We start from the raw sequence: 17,891 nt of genomic DNA, 5'->3' as shown, positions 1-17,891 counted from the left end.
AACGTGCCGCACCCCGCGCCCGCCGCAGGGGCGTCACGCCCATTGATGTTTCAGCAGTACGGAAGAATCCATGTTCCGCAAGAAGGATGCAGGCAACAGCCAGAAGGTCGAGCAGTCGGTCGCCAAGGCGGTCAGCTACGAGATCACCGTGGCCGACATGGCACGACGCAGCGAGCGCCGCGCCTGGTGGGTGGCCACCGGTTCGTTGCTGATGTCGCTGGCGCTGGCGGGCGGCTACTACTACATGCTGCCGCTGAAAGAGAAGGTGCCGTTCCTGGTGATGGCCGATGCCTACACCGGTACGGCCACGGTGGCGCGGCTGACGGGCAATTTCGAAGGCCAGTCGATCACCGCCAGCGATGCGATCAACCGCAGCAACGTCGCCCAGTACGTGATGGCGCGTGAATCCTACGATTTCGCGGTCATGGGCCTGCGTGACTGGGCCCTGGTGCATGTGATGTCCGACACGCGCACCAGCTCGGCCATCCGTGCCTTCTATTCGCAGAACAATCCGCAGAGCCCTGTCGTGCTGTACGGCAAGGACCGGGCGATCCGGGTGAAGATTCTCAGCATCACCCCGCTGGAAGCACAGGTGAATGGTGGCTTCCGCGGCGCCTCGGTGCGCATCCAGCGCAGCGTGTACGACAAGAACAAGGCCACCACCTCGTACCTGGACAACCAGCTCATCACGCTGCGGTTCCGCTACGACAGCAACCTTGCCTTGAACGAGCAGCAGCGCATCCTCAACCCGCTGGGCATGCAGGTGTTCGAGTACCGTCGCGACAACGACTACTCGCGCGGCGTGCCGGGTCCGGACGAGGCGCAGTTGCAGCAGCAGGCAGAACAGCAGGCGCTGCAGGCACAGCAGGGGGTCTACGACCCGAACAATCCTGCTGCGGCCACCATGATCGATCCGGCCACCGGCCAGCCGTTGGCGGTGCCGGGCGATGTGCAGGTCACCCCGCCCATGCCGGGGCAGCAACCCATGCCGGGGCAGCCGATGCCCGGCCAGCCCGTGCAGCAGGCTCAGCCGATGCAGCAAGGCCAACCGATGCAGGGCCAACCCATGCCCGGGCAGACCATGCCCGGCCAGCCGGCCATGAGGCCGGCGCAGTACCAATCCACCGGAAATGCTGATGGAGCAAGCAACCGATGAGTAGTCGAAAAGTCAGGGGGAGCGCATTGGCGCTGCTGTCGTTGCTGTCGCTGGTGTTCTCCACCGGTGCCATTGCACAGGCAGTGGACCATTACGAGTATGAAAAGGATCGCATCTATCCGGTTCGCACCGGCCTGGGCCTTACCACCCAGATCGAGTTGAGCCCGAACGAGAAGATCCTCGACTACAGCACCGGCTTCAGCAACGGCTGGGAGCTGACCCGTCGCGAGAACGTGTTCTACATCAAGCCGAAGAATGTGGACGTGGACACCAACATGATGGTGCGCACCGAAACCCATTCCTACATCTTCGAACTGAAGGTGGTGGCCACCGACTGGCGCCAGCTGGAACAGGCCCGCCGCGCCGGCGTGCAGTACAAGATCGCCTTCTCCTACCCGAACGACACCGTGTTCGGCGTGGCCCAGCAGGCAGTGGAAGAAGAAGCGCAGCCGCTGCTGAGCAGCGAACTGGCCAAGGATCGCCAGTACAACTTCAACTACTCCTATTCGACCAGCAAGGCGAAGAAGATGGGGTGGCTGATCCCCGTCAATGCCTATGACGATGGCCGTTTCACGTACCTGAAACTGCCCAACTCGCCCGAATACAAGACCGGCATTTTCCCGGCCGTGTTCGGTCGTGAGAAAGAGTACGGCGAGGACTTCGTGGTCAACACCACGGTCGAGGGCAACACCCTGATCGTCCACGGCACCTACCCGTACCTGGTCATCCGCCACGGCGAGTACGTCGTTGGCCTGCGAAGGAACGTGAAGAAATGAGCCAGCAGAACACCCCCGGCAACGATCCGAACAACGCCCGCGACGACGGGCAGTCGCCCTACGGTGGCCAGGGCCAAGGGCCGGCCGAGTCGACCTCCAATCCTTACTTCGGCACCCAGCAGACCGAGGCTGCACCGAACCTGGATGCGGCGGCTCCGCAGCTGCGCTCGGCCGAAGAGCAGCGGCTGAACCGCAAGGCGCTGATGTTCCTTGGCGGCATCGTGGTGCTGCTGGTGGCCATGGGCTTCCTGCTGTTCCGCAAGGGCCAGGACGACAAGAACGCAGCGCCCTCCAACCGCCAGGAAGCCCGGGTATCCACGCCGGACCTGCCGACCGTTGCGCCTGCGCCGAGTGCAGCGGCGCCCGTCGCGCCGGCCGATCCGATCCCGATGCTGCCGCCGCCGCCGCAGCAGGACATTCCGATGGTCAGCCTGCAGGACTCTGACCGTGCGCGCATGCGCCAGTCGTCCGAGCCGCAAGGTCCGTCGCTGCTGGACCGCCGTATTGGCAGCAGCAGCGGATTCGGCGCCGGCGATGGCAATGCCAAGCCGCAAGGGCAGGGCACTGATTACAGCCAGGCGATGATCGCCGCCATGCAGGCCGCCAACCCGCAGGCCCAGCAGCAGCAGAAAGTGCGCCGTGGTCCGGACGTGGAAGACGTGTCCAACGCCAGCTTCATCCAGAGTCCGGATGCCCTGCTGGTGCGCGGTACCTACCTGCGCTGCGTGCTGGAAACCCGCATCATCACCGACATTGCCGGCTACACCTCGTGCCTGCTGACCGAACCGGTCTACTCGATCAACGGCCGCAATCTGTTGCTGCCGAAGGGTTCGAAGATCTATGGCTCCTACGGTGGCGGCCCCAACGGCAAGCGCGTGGAAGTCATCTGGGATCGCGTCACCACGCCGAACGGTATCGACGTGGCCATGTCCAGCCCAGGTATCGATGGGCTGGGCGGTGCGGGCCATCCTGGCCAGTACAGCGCGCACTGGGGCAGCCGCATTGCGTCGGCGCTGATGATCAGCCTGATCGCCGATGCGTTCAAGTACGCCGCAGCCGAGCACGGCCCGGAATCGACCACCGTGGCCAGCAACGGGTTCGCCGTGCAGTCGCCGTATGAAAGCGCGACCGCCCGCACCATGGAGCGCTTGGCCAACGAAGCACTCAGCGAAGGTCGTCGCCCGCCGACGGTCACCATCAACCAGGGCACCATCGTGAACGTCTACGTCGCAAAGGACGTCGACTTCACCAACGTGCTCAACCCGCGCCGGTAATTCATAGAACGATCATGGACGCCGAAGTGTCTCCCATTGCCCTTGTTTCCAGCGAATTCCTGCGCTATCAGTACGAAGTGCTGGGCATCGCGGAGTACATGAGCTCGCCCGACGTGACGGAAATCTGCATCAACCGTCCGGGCGAGCTGTACCTGGAAACCCGGGCGGGGTGGCAGCGCGTGGACGTGCCGGGCCTGACCTTCGAGCGGGCCCGGCAGTTCTGCACCGCGGTGGTGAACGAGAGCAACACCGGCCAGCGCATCACCGATGCCGATCCGGTGGTCTCGCTCACCTTCCCCACCGGGCAGCGTGCGCAGTTCGTGATCCCGCCTGCGTGCGATGCCGGCAAGGTGTCCATCACCATCCGTCTGCCGTCCAAGCACACCAAATCTCTCACCCAGTATCACGAAGACGGGTTCTTCAACCAGATCCTGGAACAGGACGGCAGCCTGAGCGAGCAGGACCGCGAGCTGCTGGAACTGCGGCATTCGCGCGAATACGCCGAGTTCTTCCGGCGTGCGGTGATGTATCGCAAGAACATCGTGGTGTCCGGCGCCACCGGTAGCGGCAAGACCACCTTCATGAAGGCACTGGTCAACCACATTCCGGACAACGAGCGCCTGGTCACCATCGAGGATGCCCGCGAGCTGTTCCTGACCCAGCCCAACGTGGTGCACCTGCTGTACTCCAAGGGCGGGCAGAGCACCAGCAATGTCACTGCCAAGAGCTGCATGGAAGCCTGCCTGCGCATGAAGCCCGAGCGCATCATCCTGGCCGAGCTGCGAGGCGACGAAGCGTTCTACTTCATCCGTAACTGCGCCTCCGGTCACCCGGGTTCGATCACCAGCTGCCATGCCGGCAGCCCGGAGCAGACCTGGGACCAGCTGGCGCTGATGGTGAAGGCCTCCAATGAAGGCTCGGGCCTGGAATTCGATGTCATCAAGCGCTTGCTGATGATGACCATCGATATCGTCGTGCATATCAAGGCGCATGCTGGTTCGCGTTACATCACCGGCATCGATTTCAATCCTGGGCGTGCCCAGGGGCAGGAGGGCTGAACGATGTTGCCAGGCCTGGAAATGATGGCATGCCCGGAAATGGCCGTGTCCATGGACGTCATGCAGCACGTCATCAACGTGGAATCCTCGCGCAACCCCTTCGCCATTGGTGTGGTGGGCGGCGCGCTGGTGCGCCAGCCCAAGGGGCTGGATGAAGCGCTGGCCACCGTGCGCATGCTGGAAGAGAAGGGCTACAACTTCTCGGTGGGCCTGGCCCAGGTGAACCGCTACAACCTGGCCAAGTACGGCCTGGATTCCTACGAAAAAGCCTTCCAGCAGTGTGCCAACCTGCAGGCGGGCTCGCGCATCCTGGCCGAATGCTACAAGCGTTCTGGCCAGGACTGGGGCAAGTCGTTCAGCTGCTACTACTCAGGTAATTTCACCACCGGCTTCCGCCATGGCTACGTGCAGAAGATCTACGATTCGATGCGCCGTGGGCAGCAGGTGGCCAGCAATGGCGCAGTGCCGATCGATGTGGTCAGCCGTGGCGAGCGTCGTACGGTAAAGGTTGAACACCATCCGCAGACGCTGTCGCCGGTGCAGTCGCGCATCGTCGCCCAGGCCGACGCGCCGGTGTATGTGCCGTCCAACGATCCGGCCCGTGCCTACACGGTCTACCCCTCGGCGGGCGCCATGGCGCGCAGCAGTGCCTTGAACCTGGCCGACCAGGCGCTGTCGCGCGTGGTGCTGGGTTCGGTGGATCGCATGATGCAGCCGCAGGCCCAGCCCCAGGCCATGCCACAGCAGATGCCGCAGCAGTTGCCGCAGGCTGGTGCCGACCAGGCCATGCCGCAGCAGCTGCCCGGCGTGGCAGCGGGCAGCGGGCAGCCGGTCATGCTGCGCCCGTGGAGCGAGCGCAACCAGCCGGTGGCCGCTCCAGAAAACGCATACAACGTGCCTGCGCAGGGAGCGCCGGTGCAACAGATTCCCGCAGGGGATGCGGCCTTCGTGTTCTGACGAAGTCGTGGTACGGCCAGACCCCCGGCTGGCCGATTCAGTTGTGTTAGTCCATCAACAAGGAAATCAATCCATGAAGCGATTCAATCTCGATCTGGCCCAGGCCCAGCGCACGCTGAAGACCATGCTGATGGCCGTTGCCTTTGTCGGCCTGGTGTTTGCCCCGCAGGCCATCGCCAGCGGCACCGACTTCGGCGGAACCGATGAAAAGGTCTGCGGCTTCTTCAACAACATCAATGGTCTGCTGAACATTGCCTCGATCGCCGTGGTCACCATCGCGGTCATCTTCGCTGGCTACCAGATTGCCTTCGCCCACAAGCGCATTGCCGACGTGGCCCCGATCCTGATCGGTGGCGTGCTGATCGGTGCTGCCGGCCAGATCGCCCGCATGCTGCTGGGTGAAGGCAGCGACGGCAACTGCTCGGGCAGCTCGGCCGCCATCATCAACAACGTGCTGCAGTACTACAGTGCATAAGAACGTGCTGTTCCGCGGCTGCACGCGCCCGGCGATGTTCCTGGGCGTTCCCTACCTGCCATTTTTCATGGTGGCAGGTGGGTTGTTGCTGCTGAGTGTGTACACGAACTTCTGGTTCCTGCTCACCATTCCTGTCGCCATTTTCATCATGCGACAGATGGCCAAGCGCGACGAGCTGATCTTCCGTCTGCTGGGGCTCCGCCTGCTGTTCAAGTTCAAGGCGCGCAACCTGCAGGACCACGATGGAATGTGGGTGTTCAGCCCGAACCACTACCGCAAGAAACCCGCCCGCATGGATTGACGGGCAACGGCCGGGCAGGTGTACGCACCTGTCCGGCCACCTCGTAGTTCCCCGGCTTACCTTTTGGAAGCAGTCGCATGTTCTCTCCAGATACCTCCATCAGCGAATTCATTCCCCTGTCGTCGCATGTGGCGCCGAACGTGGTCAAGACCACGGGCGGTGACTATCTGTTGACCTGGTACCTGGAAGGGCTGCCCTTCGTCGGCCGCGAAGAGTGGGAACTGGAGCACCGCCACAACACCTTCAACCGCCTGCTGCAGACCCTGCGTGCGCCGGACTTCGTCAACGTCGCCTTCTGGGTGCACGACATCCGCCGGCGCCGCACGCTGAAGGGCAAGAGCCACTACGGGCAGCGCTTCAACCAGGACGTGGCTGACCAGTACATGGGCATGCTGTCCTCGCAGCGCATCATGCAGAACGAGCTGTACCTGACCATGATCTATCGCCCGGTCGTGGCCGGTAAGCGTTTCGTGGAAAAGTCGGCCAGCATCGAAAAGCTGCAGGGCGAGCAGGACCAGGCCGTTGAAAAGCTGCTGGAGTTGGCCGGCAACGTCGAAGCGGTGATCCGCGATTACGCGCCGTACCGCCTGGGCATGTATGAAGCCAAGAATGGCGTGGTGTTTTCCGAAACGCTGGAGCTGTTCGGCTACCTGATCAACCGCGTGGACGAGCCGGTGCCGGTGCTGCCCGCCCCGGTGAAAGACTATCTGCCGATCAGCCGCCACATGTTCTCGGCCAAGACCGGTGACTACGTCATCAACACGCCCAATGGTGCCAATCACTTCGGCGCCATCCTGAACATCAAGGAGTACGCCGAGGGAACCTACCCGGGCATCCTCAATGGTCTGAAGTACCTGGACTACGAGTACGTCATCACCCATTCCTTCAGCCCGATGGGCCGCCAGGACGCACTGAAGGTGCTCGATCGCACCAAGGGCATGATGATCTCCTCCGGCGACAAGGCGGTCAGCCAGATTGCCGAGCTCGACTACGCCATGGACCAGTTGTCCTCGGGCAATTTCGTGCTGGGTGAATACCACTTCATCATGGCGGTCTACGGCGACAGCCAGGCCAAGCTTTCGCAGAACGTGGCGACCACGCGCGCCGAGCTGTCCAATGCCGGCTTCGTGTCGACCAAGGAAGACCTGGCCATCACCTCGTCGTTCTATTCGCAGCTGCCGGGCAACTGGCGCTATCGCACGCGATTGGCCAACGTCAGCTCGCTGAACTTCCTGGGCCTGTCTCCGCTTCACAATTTCGCCACCGGCAAGCAGCACAACAACCCCTGGGGCGACTGCGTCACCACGCTGCAGACCACCAACGGCCAGCCGTACTACTTCAACTTCCACGCCACGCACCCCTCCGAGAATTCGCTGGGTGAGAAGGCCATCGCCAACACCATGGTGATCGGTAAGTCCGGTACCGGTAAGACCGCGCTGATCAACTTCCTGCTCAGCCAGGTGCAGAAGTACGATCCGTCGCCCACCATCTTCTTCTTCGACAAGGACCGAGGCGCCGAGATCTTCGTGCGTGCCTGTGGTGGCAACTACCTGGCCCTGGAGAACGGCGCGCCGACCGGCTTCAATCCGTTCCAGTGCGAGAACAGCGAAGCCAACGTGCAGTTCCTGGCCGACCTGATCAAGGTGCTGGCCGGCAAGCGCGAATACAGTGCCCGCGAAGAGGAAGACATCTACCGCGCGGTGGAAAGCATGCTGGACACGCCCATGCACCTGCGCAGCATGACCAACTTCCAGAAGAGCCTGCCCAACATGGGCGATGACGGGCTGTACGCGCGCATGCGCCGCTGGACCTCGGGCAACTCGCTCGGCTGGGTGTTCGACAACCCCGTTGATACCGTGGACCTGAGCAAGGCCAACATCATCGGCTTTGACTACACCGACATCATCGACAACCCCGAAGTGCGCGTGCCGGTCATCAACTACCTGCTGCACCGCCTGGAATCGCTGATCGACGGTCGTCCGCTGATCTACGTGATGGACGAATTCTGGAAGATCCTGGACGGCGAGGGTGGCCTGAAGGAGTTCGCCAAGAACAAGCAGAAGACCATCCGTAAGCAGAATGGTCTGGGCATCTTCGCTACGCAGAGCCCGGAAGACGCGCTTAAGAGTGACATCTCCGCTGCCCTGATCGAACAGACCGCCACGCTGATCCTGCTGCCGAACCCGAACGCCAGCAAGAGCGACTACATGGACGGCCTGAAGCTGACCGAGGCCGAGTTCAAGGTGGTAACTGCGCTGGACGAGCGCTCGCGCTGCTTCCTGGTCAAGCAGGGCCACGCCTCCAGCGTGTGCCAGCTCAACCTGCGCGGCATGGACGACATCCTGTCGGTCATTTCGGCATCGACCGACAACATCGAAGTCATGCACCGGGTGCTGCAGACCGCGGCGGTGCGCGCCCGCGTGTCCGTGGACGAACTGACCCCGGACCAGTGGCTGGACGCGTTCTACAAGAATCGAAAGGGCTCGGGCAAGCGAGCCGACAAGGACCAGGAGGAGGCGGCATGAAAACCATCACCGAACTGCAAAAGGAAACTGCCATGGGCATTGAAACCCGAAAGAGCGCGCCGCGTCGTCGGCGCTTGGCGCCGCTGTTCGCGGCCATGTTGACCCTGGGCATGAGCTTCAGCACCGGTACGCATCAGGCACAGGCCATGACCGTGTATGACCCGGCCAACTGGATCATGAACTTCCTGCAGGAATACAAGTCTGCCGGCGAGTACGTGACCGAAGCCGGGCGCTGGAGCGAGACGGCCGGGCAGTACATGAAGACCATCGAGAACTGGATCTCCAAGCTGCAGAACATGCAGCAGATCATTGCGTCTCCGCTGATGCCGCCCACCCCGACGCTTACCCGCATTCCGGATTACTGGAACGTTGCCGAGAAGTGTGGCGGCGGCTCGATGGTCAGCCAGGAAGGCCTGATGTCGCTGCTGGGTGTCAGTCCGGGCGGGGATATCGGTGCGCAGCAGCGCTCGATCTGCGCCTACATCCAGGTGCTGGAGAACCGCAAGTACAACGAGACCGTGGACGTGGTGACCAAGTCGCTGCCGGCCATGGAGCAGATGCTCGGTACGCTGCGCAAGATCCGCAACGCGTTCCGCAATGAGGCAGCCATCCAGGAAGATATTTCCAACAATTCGGCCAGCCAGCTGGCGTTGGACAAGTCGTTCAAGGAGTGGGAGACCGCGATGAAGGTCTACGACCAGCAGATCGCGGCCCTGCAGGGGCGCCAGCGCAACCTGACCGAGCGCGCATTGAAGGGCGAGAGCAGCCCGCTTGGCACAGTGATCAAGGCTGCCGCGCTGAAAACCGCGCTCTCCAAGTGAACCACGTGCGTAACGCACTCCAGCAGGGCCCCAACGCGGGGCGGGTGATGTGATGAGTCAGGGAATGATGCAGGGCATGGTGATCGGGGATCTGCTGCACGGAACGCTGTTCGCCTCAGTGGGCGACTTCGTGTTCTTCAAGCTGATCCTGGAGTACCTGCGAGAGGAAATCGCGAACTTCGGCGAAGGCGTGCTCGGTCGCATGATGACCTGGGTGGGCTCGATCGCGCTGGTGCTGATGACGCTGTGGGTGCTGATCCAGGGCTTCCGCATCGTGACCGGGCGCAGCCGCGATTCGATGGCGGCGCTGGCCACCAACATGGCGCGCGCGGCGCTCATCGTCACCGTGGCCACGTCCATGGCGATGTTCGGCAAGGATCTGCAGTCCTTCCTGACCCAGGACGTCCAGGACGAGATCACCTACGTGGTGACCGGCAAGGATGACACGGCCGAAGAACTGATCGACCGCAACCTGGGCTACATGCAGTTGGCACTGACGTCGGTGAGCGTGCTCGACGTGGCCGGCGACGTCACCCTGGACAGCGCGAAGACGCGTGCGATGTGGTTCATCGGCCTGGGCACGGGCGGCCCTGCGGTCACCGCCGGTGCCATGCTGCTGCTGTACCAGGTCGCGATGGCCATGTTCATCGGCTTCGGTCCACTGTTCATTCTGTGTCTGCTGTTCGAGCAGACCAAATCCTTGTTCCAACGCTGGTTGTTCTATGGCATCGGCACTATGTTCTCGATGGCGGTGCTGGCCGCCATGACAGGCATCGCCATGGAAATGGTGGCCCGCGTTGCCGCCTCGTTCTGGGGCGCTGCCGCACTGGGCGCGCTGCTGAGCACGAATCTGACCGAAGGCATGAGCAGCATGGCGCTGCAGCAGGGCGGCATGGGCCTGATCCTGACGACGCTGATTCTGACTGCACCCCCAATGGCTGCGATGTTCTTCCAGGGCACCCTGGGTACCTTCATGGCATATTCGCAGATAGGCGGAAGTGCTGGTGCGGCTTCGCCTGGCCCGCAGGGTCAGCCGCCGGGCTCGCATGGTGGTGGCGGTGGTGGTGGTGTATTTACGCCGCATGCACCAACCAATCATGGCGGAGTGAATGAAGTGAATAGAGGTTCGGCGCGTTCTGGTTTCGGCGATGGGCCGTCTTCTAATACGGGCCAGCGCGGCGCAGCAAACAACGAACGAGATTGAGGTCTGATATGTCCATTCGCGTGATGTGCTTGCTCCTGATGCTGTTGGCCTGCACGGCTGTCTCAACGGCACACGCGGAGGGTGGATGCCCCCCCGGCATGTACCCGATTGGAGGTCAGGGCGTTCAAGGCTGTGCTCCTATTCCTGGTGCTCAAGGCAGTGGCGCGGGCTCCTCGGTTTCTGCTCCAGCTCCTCCGCGCCCAACGGGCGAGTGGATCACGACCTGGGGCGCGCTCGCGGGGGCGGTCGAAGGAATGCAAGGTGGTGCGTCGGAGAGTGAACTCACCGAGCGCGCTGCGAGACGCAAGGCGATCGAGGACTGCGAGAAGCGCGCTGGCGGACGATGCCAGGTTGAATTTGTTTATCACCAACAGTGCGCGGCAGCGGTGGTGTCCGAGCTGGCATCGACCGGCACCAACTATGCCAGCGCCGCGACGGCAGATGAGGCGACAGAGGCCGCCATGCGTAATTGCAGGAAGGCCGGAGGCAAGCAGTGCCGGTCTATTTACTCGGCGTGTGCTGTACCGTTCTTCAAGAAGTATTAGTCTCGTCCGATCTGCCGTCCAAACGCTCGGGTGCCTATGATTCGTCGGATTCTCGTTGCCGTGCTGTTGATCGGCGCTGGGGTCAGTGGCACAACTGCTTATGCCGAGGGAGGGTGTCCGCCGGGTTCCTATCCGATCGGGGGCCAAGGCGTGCAGGGATGTGCTCCCATCCCGGGCGCCGGTGGTGGACAGAGCGGCTCCAGTATCCCGACACCTCCTCGGCCAACCGGGCGATGGCACGATGCATGGGGCGCGATTGCCCATTCCAAGTCGACGTCAGTAGTGGGAACTGCAAGCGCTGAGACTTCCCGCCGTTCTGCCGAGCGCACCGCGCTGAAGAAGTGCGCGGTTGAAGGTGCCAAAGACTGCGCGGTGGTCATGGCATACACGAACCAGTGTTTTGCCTGGGTCATCCCCAATGTTGGTGGGCCGGGGGCACAATCAGGTATGGCAAGGGCGGCGACGATGGAGTTGGCCAGCGAGCTCGCCCAGAAGGAATGCAAGGACGGTGCTGGCGATGCCTGCAAGCCTTTCTACTCAGACTGTGCCGAACCCACGTTTGAGCGCTTCTGACTGGAATTGGGGAGCTGTGGCTGTCTACCCAAGGTTCACGTAATGGCAGACGTATGCTGCGCGCCGGAAGGGAGTTCGCATGATGGTCCGTTCACGCACCAGCTACTCCGCGTGGCTGATCAAGCCAGCCACAGTGGTGCTGGCGCTGGTGTTGGCGTGGCCAGTCTTTGCTGAAGGCGGCTGCCCCTCGGGCTACTACCCGATCGGCGGCCAAGGTGTGCAAGGCTGTGCTCCAATTCCCGGAAGTCAGTCCAGTGGAGCGCCGGCCCAAGTTGGCGTGGTCGCGCCGCCCAGACCGTCGGGTGAGTGGTTGACGACCTGGGGTGCAGTTGCGCAGTCGCCTACGTCCGATCTTGTAGGGACGGCGGCGAACAAGCCGAGTGAGCGTGCTGCGGAGTCTGAGGCCCTGCGCATTTGCGCATCCGAAGGCGCGAAAGACTGTAAGACGTCGCTTACCTATTACAACCAGTGCGTGGCATTCTCCGTGCCGAAATCTGGCAAAGGCAGGGGCTCGGTCAATACGGCCGTCGATCTGTCCACCGCCAAGAAGGATGCGCTGGACAGTTGCAGTGACACGGGTGGTGGGCGCTGCGTAATCTCTCACACTGAATGTTCGGAGCCAGTGTTCAGTGAATTCTAGTGCTCACGTGCCCACGTGCTTTCTGGATGGTGTTACGTCTGCGCTATCGCAGTATCGGGGAAGGCGAGATGGTGATTTCGCTTGTGCTTTGGGATGTGTGCTGCTGATGAGCGGCCTATGGATCTCTTCAACGGCCGTGGAGGCGGTTCAATGAAGCTGCTCGCGCGTTTTGTCGTAATAGGCATTGCGATGCTTGGAACGAACGTGGTCTTCGCCGAGGGCGGATGTCCTCCGGGCACGTATCCCATCGGCGGCCAAGGCGTTCAAGGCTGTGCTCCTATTCCGGGCGCTCAAGGCGGCGGCGCCGGTTCCTCTGTTTCTGCACCGGCCCCTCCGCGTCCGACCGGCGAGTGGATTACCACTTGGGGGGCGCTCGCGGGCGCCGTCGAAGGAAAGCAAGGCGGGGCTTCGGTTAGCGAGCTCACCGAGCATGAAGCCAGGCGTAAGGCAGTCGAAGACTGTGAGAAGCGAGCTGGCGGGCGGTGTAATGTCGAATTTGTCTATCATCAACAGTGCGTGGCGGCAGTAGTGTCTGAGTTGGAATCAACCGGAACTATTTACGTCAGTGAGGCGACGGTAGAGACGGCGACAGAATTGGCCTTGGAGGATTGCAGGAAAGCCGGCGGGAAGCAGTGCAGGTCGATCTATTCGGCGTGTACAGTTCCGTACTTCAAGAAGTACTAGTCGCAGTTCGTAGTCCGGCTACGTTCTGCTGTTCTTCACTGAGCTATGGAGTGCGTTGTTCAACCGTGCGTCGCATGTTTCATGGGGTGTTGGACGGCGCAGACGATTCACCCCGGTTCGGTTTGACATACTGCGCCATCGATCAGCTTCTCGATGGCCGTGCTGGCCGCTATGACAGGCATCGCCGGGGAAGTGGTTGCCCGTGTTCGGGACACCGTGCAGGAGTGATGGCTCGGGGTCCCTGCTTCGTGGGTTCGCGAGACCAGCTCAGAGCACCGGGCAACGTGGCGCAGAAAATCGTGAACGAGGTTGAGGTTTCATATGTCGATTCGCATCGTGCGTTTTGCCACCATTCCCGTGTTCTGTTTCGCGGCTTTCCTGGCCTATGCCGAGGGAGGATGTCCTCCTGGCATGTACCCCATAGGAGGACAGGGCGTTCAGGGCTGCGCGCCAATTCCCGGAGCGCAGGGCGGGGGCGTGAGCGCCCCCTCAACAACGCCTGTGCCGCCACGTCCACTGGGCGAATGGATCAAGACCTGGGGTGCTTTGGCAAGGCCATCCAAGGGAAATATGGGTGGCGCTGTGGCCAACGAACTTACCGAGACTGCCGCCAGGAGGAAGGCGGTAGAGAACTGCGAGCAGAACGGCGGGGGTGAGTGTAAGGTTGATTTTGTCTACCAGAATCAATGTGTCTCTGCTGTCTCCTCCCCAGAGTTGACTTCCCGGGGGACGAATTATGTCAGCGCTGCAACTGAGGACGAAGCAATCGAAGCCGCGCTGCAGGATTGCAGGAAGGCTGGAGGCACGCAGTGCCAGAGTATCTACTCGGCGTGTAGTGTTCCTTTTTTCATGAAGTACTAGAGCTGGTTCCTGAAATGGTCAAGCTTTGCTCCGCAACGACGCCACGCGCTTGTTGATCAAGCGAGCGGAGCCTGTTTCAGTAGCGCAATTGGAAACAGGGTGTTTGCGGTGTCCGGCGCGTATCCCGTCAGGCCTTGCGTGCTTACCTTCAAGGCCCACCTGTACGCATCGCCGATCAACTGTTGCGAGGGTAGTTCAATGAGGCTGAAAAACGTGCGTCTTGTCGCAATCAGCACGACGCTGTTTTGGACAAATCTCGTCTTCGCCGAGGGTGGTTGCCCAGCGGGCATGTACCCCATCGGCGGACAGGGGGTGCAGGGCTGTGCGCCGATTCCAGGTGCGAGTGGCTCGACCTCTCAGCAGCTTCCGGCCCTTCCGCCGCGGCCGACTGGGCAATGGCATAAGACATGGGGCGCCATGGCCATCGGCAGGGGTGGGGATACGGGCGTTTCGAAGGGCAAAGACTCGAAGCGAGAAGCAGAGGAGGTGGCGCTTGCGCAGTGCGCAACCTGGGGAGCGGATGACTGCAAAGTCATGCTTGCCTACGAAAATCAATGCGCTGCAATAGCCACCCCCAAGGCGTCAAATACCGGCTCATCGTTTGCAGGGGGTCCAACCGTGGGGAGCGCCTCGGACACTGCAATGAAGTCCTGCAGGGAAGAGGGAGGCATGCAGTGTGAGATCGTCTATTCTGACTGTAGCGAACCGCGGTTCGAGAGATTCTGACAGGGACGCCTGGTATGGGGCGGTTTGGGGCGCAGGCGCATTGGTTCCTGGCGGTGCGCGCCACGCTGATGCAGCCAGGACAAGGGAGTAGTGATCTTGTGAACGTTTGTTCTCTACGCATTGCACTGTTGCCGTTGCTTTATCTCGCCATTTCCGTCGTATACGCGGAAGGTGGATGCCCCGCTGGCATGTACCCGATTGGTGGGCAGGGCGTTCAAGGCTGCGCCCCCATTCCTGGCGCGCAAGGCGCCGGAGCCAGTGGAACCTCTTCCGCGCCCCTGCCGCCCCGCCCGCTGGGAGAATGGATCGAGACCTGGGGGGCGCTCGCCGGTTCAATCGAAGGAGAGGAAGGCGGTGCTTCGGTAAGTGAGTTGACGGAGGCAGCGGCCCGCGAAAAATCGATAGCGAACTGTGAGCGCCAAGGTGGAGGGCGCTGCAAGGTCGTGTTCGTCTACCAGAACCAATGCGTCTCGGCAGTGACTTCCGAGCTCGCTTCCACTGGCACAAAATATGTTACTGGAGCGAGCGAGGAAATCGCGACGAAGCTTGCTGTTCAAGATTGCGAAAAAGCCGGTGGCAAGCAGTGCAAGTCCATCTATTCCGCTTGCACCGTTCCTTTCTTCAAGAAGTACTGACGAGCGCCAGTGGTCATCCGCCGCGTTCTGCTCCATGGCGGAAACGAGTGAGATTGAGGTGTGCCATGGTCATTCGCATCATCCCCGTTGCCCTGTTGCTCCTGATCGCTTTCGCTGTCACACCCGCCTACGCTGAAGGCGGCTGTCCGCCGGGTATGTATCCCATTGGCGGGCAGGGCGTCCAAGGCTGCGCGCCGATTCCCGGGGCCCAAGCAGGGGCTGGAGGTGGGGCGTCGTCCACGCCCCTGCCGCCGCGTCCTACCGGCGAGTGGATCAAGACCTGGGGCGCGCTGGCCGGCGCAGTTGACGGTACCGCAGGCGGTGCGTCGGTGAACCAGCTTACTGAGGATGCGGCGCGTCTGAAGGCTGTTGAGAACTGTGAGCGCCAAGGTGGTGGGCGCTGCAAAGTTGACTTCGTCTACCAGAACCAATGCGTGTCCGCAGTGAACTCTGAACTGGTCTCTACCGGTACCAAGTACGCCAGCGCAGCGTCGGTGGAGTCAGCGACCAGACTCGCGGTCCAGGCATGCACAGCGGCCGGCGGAAAGGAGTGCAGGTCCATCTACTCTGCCTGTGCAGTTCCATTTTTCAGGGAGTACTAGTGCCATGCGCGCACGTTTCTTTTTCGCATTGCTGCTGGGTGGCATGGCCGTGACGGGGACCGCCCATGCCGAGGGCGGCTGCCCATCCGGCATGTATCCCATCGGCGGCCAGGGCGTGCAGGGCTGTGCGCCGATTCCAGGGGCGTCAGCAGGGCAGGGCGGTGCAAGTCCGCCCGCGCCGCCGCGACCCACTGGGCGCTGGCACGATGCCTGGGGCGCAATTGCGCACTCCAGATCAACGTCACTGGTCGGCACTGCAACGGCGGAGACGTCGCGTCTTTCTGCGGAGCGGACTGCGCTGAAGAAGTGCGCTGTCGAGGGCGCAGACGACTGCACGGTCGTGATGACTTATTCCAATCAGTGTTTCGCCTAGGTGGTACCAGGTGTGGTTGGACCGGGAACCCAGTCCGGCATGGCACAGGCGCCGACCTTGGAAGAGGCCACAGCGCTTGCCCAGAAGGAATGCAAGGACGGTGCTGGCGATGCCTGCAAGCCTTTCTATTCAGACTGCGCCGAACCGACATTCGAGCGCTTCTGATTGGGTTTGGCGAAGGGCATGCCGATGCCCGGGCACGGGCGTGTTCGGCGCGGCGTCAGCTAAAGGGAGTAACAAGGTCATGAATATCCACGTTCTGCGCATCGGGCTGTTGATGTTGCTGCATCTTGCCGCCTTCGCCGTCCATGCCGAGGGCGGCTGCCCACCGGGCATGTATCCCATCGGCGGTCAGGGCGTGCAGGGCTGTGCGCCGATTCCCGGGGCCTCCGGCGGTGCAGGACCGGTCCCAAGCGCTGCGCCGGCGCGTCCCTTGGGGGAATGGCTGACACGTTGGGGGGCTGTGGTGGAATCGCCGTCCTCCAATCTCGTTGGCACTTCGGCAAACGAATCCAGCGAGGAGCGCGCGGTGGCTGTGGCCACCCGGAAGTGCGCCGCGGAGGGAGCGCAGGGCTGCAAGCCTACGGTGACTTACTACAACCAGTGCGTTGCCTTTGCTGTCCCGTCTTCCGGCAAGGGCCAAGGGTCGCTTGATACTGCGGCGGACACGGAGACCGTGGCGCAGAACGCAGTCGGAAACTGCAAGGACACCGGTGGCGGCAAGTGCCACGTTGTGTATGCGGAGTGCTCGCTTCCTGAATTCAGCAGATTCTAAGCCGCGGGCGTGGGTAAAGAACATCCGCTCGGCGACTGCGAACCACGCAGGGGGCCGGCGTCATTCGTAGCAGGGTGAATCAATGAAAAGCATCGCCGCGCGCGCTTTCGCTGTGCTCGTCGGTTTGTCAGGCGTGGGCGCAGCCCACGCCGAGGGCGGCTGCCCATCAGGTATGTATCCCATCGGCGGCCAGGGCGTGCAGGGCTGTGCGCCCATGGGCGGCGCAGCAGGTTCTACGTCACAGCAGATGGCCTCGCCACCGCCCAGGCCCTTGGGCGAGTGGATCCGTACCTGGGGCGGAGTGGCGGTGTCTGAGACCACATCGGACGCAGGCGTGTCCACAGGACAGCTGACCAAGAAGGATGCCGAGCGCGATGCCATGGCCAAGTGCGCGAACAGCGGTGCTCGCGACTGCAAGGTGAGCGTCACCTACTTCAATCAATGTATGTCCTGGGTCGTGCCCAGTGGTCGCACGGGTAATGGCAGGTCCGGTATCGGCACCGGCCCGACACTGGAGCGTGCAGCCGAACTGGCGCAGGGGATCTGCCAGAACGACATGCCCGGCGCGTGTGCGCTTGTGTATGAGAACTGCACCGAGCAGATCTTCAGGCCGTACTGATGGTGTCGCCCACAGCGCACCCGCTTCGCGAAAGTCACACTTTTTTTGTGACTGAAACCGCTCTTTCAGCGCTTACCCCTTCGACGTAACGAATGCCCTCGCGGTAAGCTCGCTTTGCGTCAGAAACGTGACGCGTCGGTGCACCGCATGCAGGAGCTTTCCCGTCCATGAGGACTCTGTCTGTCCCGTCCCAGGGTGACGCTTGCCACCATCGCCGCGGCGACGGTGCCGGGGCTATGATCCGTTTCGACGGACAGCCCGGTGCAGGTGGACCTGGCGTCCGTGCCCGCGGAGCGGGTGGGCACCGGCGG

General features: G+C 62.4%; 18 protein-coding genes. All 18 read left to right on the top strand.

The features are described from left to right. Positions 1 to 70: 70 nt before the first annotated feature. The 18 genes from C1932_RS11680 (at position 71) to C1932_RS11580 (ending at position 17,580) form a co-directional block, all read left to right on the top strand. The gene (locus C1932_RS11680) at positions 71 to 1,156 is read left to right on the top strand and encodes a type IV secretion system protein (protein WP_108762280.1); all 1,086 of its coding nucleotides are present in this window, start codon (positions 71 to 73) and stop codon (positions 1,154 to 1,156) included. Further along, on the top strand, positions 1,153 to 1,932 hold the full coding sequence (locus tag C1932_RS11675) for a TrbG/VirB9 family P-type conjugative transfer protein (protein WP_108762279.1): 780 nt from the start codon (positions 1,153 to 1,155) through the stop codon (positions 1,930 to 1,932). Before C1932_RS11680 ends, C1932_RS11675 begins: the two co-directional genes overlap by 4 nt. Continuing rightward, positions 1,929 to 3,206, top strand: a complete 1,278-nt coding sequence (locus tag C1932_RS11670; RefSeq protein WP_108762278.1) for a TrbI/VirB10 family protein — start codon at positions 1,929 to 1,931, stop codon at positions 3,204 to 3,206. The genes C1932_RS11675 and C1932_RS11670 overlap by 4 nt, the downstream gene beginning before the upstream one ends. Positions 3,207 to 3,220: 14 nt before the next feature. Beyond that, complete coding sequence (gene virB11, locus C1932_RS11665) at positions 3,221 to 4,264, top strand: P-type DNA transfer ATPase VirB11 (RefSeq protein WP_108762277.1); 1,044 nt, start codon at positions 3,221 to 3,223, stop codon at positions 4,262 to 4,264. Positions 4,265 to 4,267: 3 nt separating this feature from the next. Beyond that, positions 4,268 to 5,221 (top strand): lytic transglycosylase domain-containing protein, encoded by a 954-nt coding sequence (locus tag C1932_RS11660; RefSeq protein WP_108762276.1) that lies wholly within the window; start codon positions 4,268 to 4,270, stop codon positions 5,219 to 5,221. A 73-nt stretch (positions 5,222 to 5,294) separates the two neighbouring features. Then, on the top strand, positions 5,295 to 5,696 hold the full coding sequence (locus tag C1932_RS11655; RefSeq protein ID WP_108749938.1) for a TrbC/VirB2 family protein: 402 nt from the start codon (positions 5,295 to 5,297) through the stop codon (positions 5,694 to 5,696). Then, entirely contained in the window at positions 5,689 to 5,997 is a 309-nt protein-coding gene (locus tag C1932_RS11650; RefSeq protein WP_108749937.1) for a VirB3 family type IV secretion system protein, read from the top strand. Before C1932_RS11655 ends, C1932_RS11650 begins: the two co-directional genes overlap by 8 nt. Positions 5,998 to 6,074: 77 nt before the next feature. Continuing rightward, positions 6,075 to 8,522, top strand: a complete 2,448-nt coding sequence (locus C1932_RS11645; RefSeq protein ID WP_108762275.1) for a VirB4 family type IV secretion/conjugal transfer ATPase — start codon at positions 6,075 to 6,077, stop codon at positions 8,520 to 8,522. Then, positions 8,519 to 9,343 (top strand): hypothetical protein, encoded by an 825-nt coding sequence (locus C1932_RS11640; protein WP_234412115.1) that lies wholly within the window; start codon positions 8,519 to 8,521, stop codon positions 9,341 to 9,343. Before C1932_RS11645 ends, C1932_RS11640 begins: the two co-directional genes overlap by 4 nt. 64 nt (positions 9,344 to 9,407) lie before the next feature. Then, positions 9,408 to 10,547 carry a type IV secretion system protein gene (locus C1932_RS11635; protein ID WP_108762274.1) on the top strand — a complete coding sequence of 380 codons (1,140 nt, stop codon included), beginning with the start codon at positions 9,408 to 9,410 and terminating at the stop codon, positions 10,545 to 10,547. Positions 10,548 to 10,555: 8 nt separating this feature from the next. Further along, a complete protein-coding gene (locus C1932_RS20125; protein WP_108762273.1) occupies positions 10,556 to 11,092 on the top strand; it encodes a DUF4189 domain-containing protein in 537 nt (178 codons plus the stop codon). A 36-nt stretch (positions 11,093 to 11,128) separates the two neighbouring features. Further along, positions 11,129 to 11,665 (top strand): DUF4189 domain-containing protein, encoded by a 537-nt coding sequence (locus C1932_RS11625; RefSeq protein ID WP_108762272.1) that lies wholly within the window; start codon positions 11,129 to 11,131, stop codon positions 11,663 to 11,665. Between the two features lie 757 nt (positions 11,666 to 12,422). After that, positions 12,423 to 12,989, top strand: a complete 567-nt coding sequence (locus tag C1932_RS11615; RefSeq protein WP_159094537.1) for a DUF4189 domain-containing protein — start codon at positions 12,423 to 12,425, stop codon at positions 12,987 to 12,989. A 1,059-nt stretch (positions 12,990 to 14,048) separates the two neighbouring features. Next, a complete protein-coding gene (locus C1932_RS20160) occupies positions 14,049 to 14,576 on the top strand; it encodes a DUF4189 domain-containing protein (RefSeq protein WP_108762268.1) in 528 nt (175 codons plus the stop codon). 53 nt (positions 14,577 to 14,629) lie between these two features. After that, entirely contained in the window at positions 14,630 to 15,211 is a 582-nt protein-coding gene (locus C1932_RS11600; protein ID WP_159094536.1) for a DUF4189 domain-containing protein, read from the top strand. Between the two features lie 65 nt (positions 15,212 to 15,276). Beyond that, complete coding sequence (locus tag C1932_RS20120; protein WP_108762266.1) at positions 15,277 to 15,813, top strand: DUF4189 domain-containing protein; 537 nt, start codon at positions 15,277 to 15,279, stop codon at positions 15,811 to 15,813. Positions 15,814 to 16,430: 617 nt separating this feature from the next. After that, the gene (locus C1932_RS11585) at positions 16,431 to 16,961 is read left to right on the top strand and encodes a DUF4189 domain-containing protein (protein ID WP_159094535.1); all 531 of its coding nucleotides are present in this window, start codon (positions 16,431 to 16,433) and stop codon (positions 16,959 to 16,961) included. Positions 16,962 to 17,043: 82 nt separating this feature from the next. Beyond that, positions 17,044 to 17,580, top strand: a complete 537-nt coding sequence (locus C1932_RS11580; protein ID WP_108762263.1) for a DUF4189 domain-containing protein — start codon at positions 17,044 to 17,046, stop codon at positions 17,578 to 17,580. Positions 17,581 to 17,891: the final 311 nt, after the last annotated feature.

The sequence above is a fragment of the Stenotrophomonas sp. YAU14D1_LEIMI4_1 genome, assembly GCF_003086815.1.
In the GTDB taxonomy this organism is placed as follows: domain Bacteria; phylum Pseudomonadota; class Gammaproteobacteria; order Xanthomonadales; family Xanthomonadaceae; genus Stenotrophomonas.
This window is presented reverse-complemented; position numbering and strand designations above follow the sequence as displayed.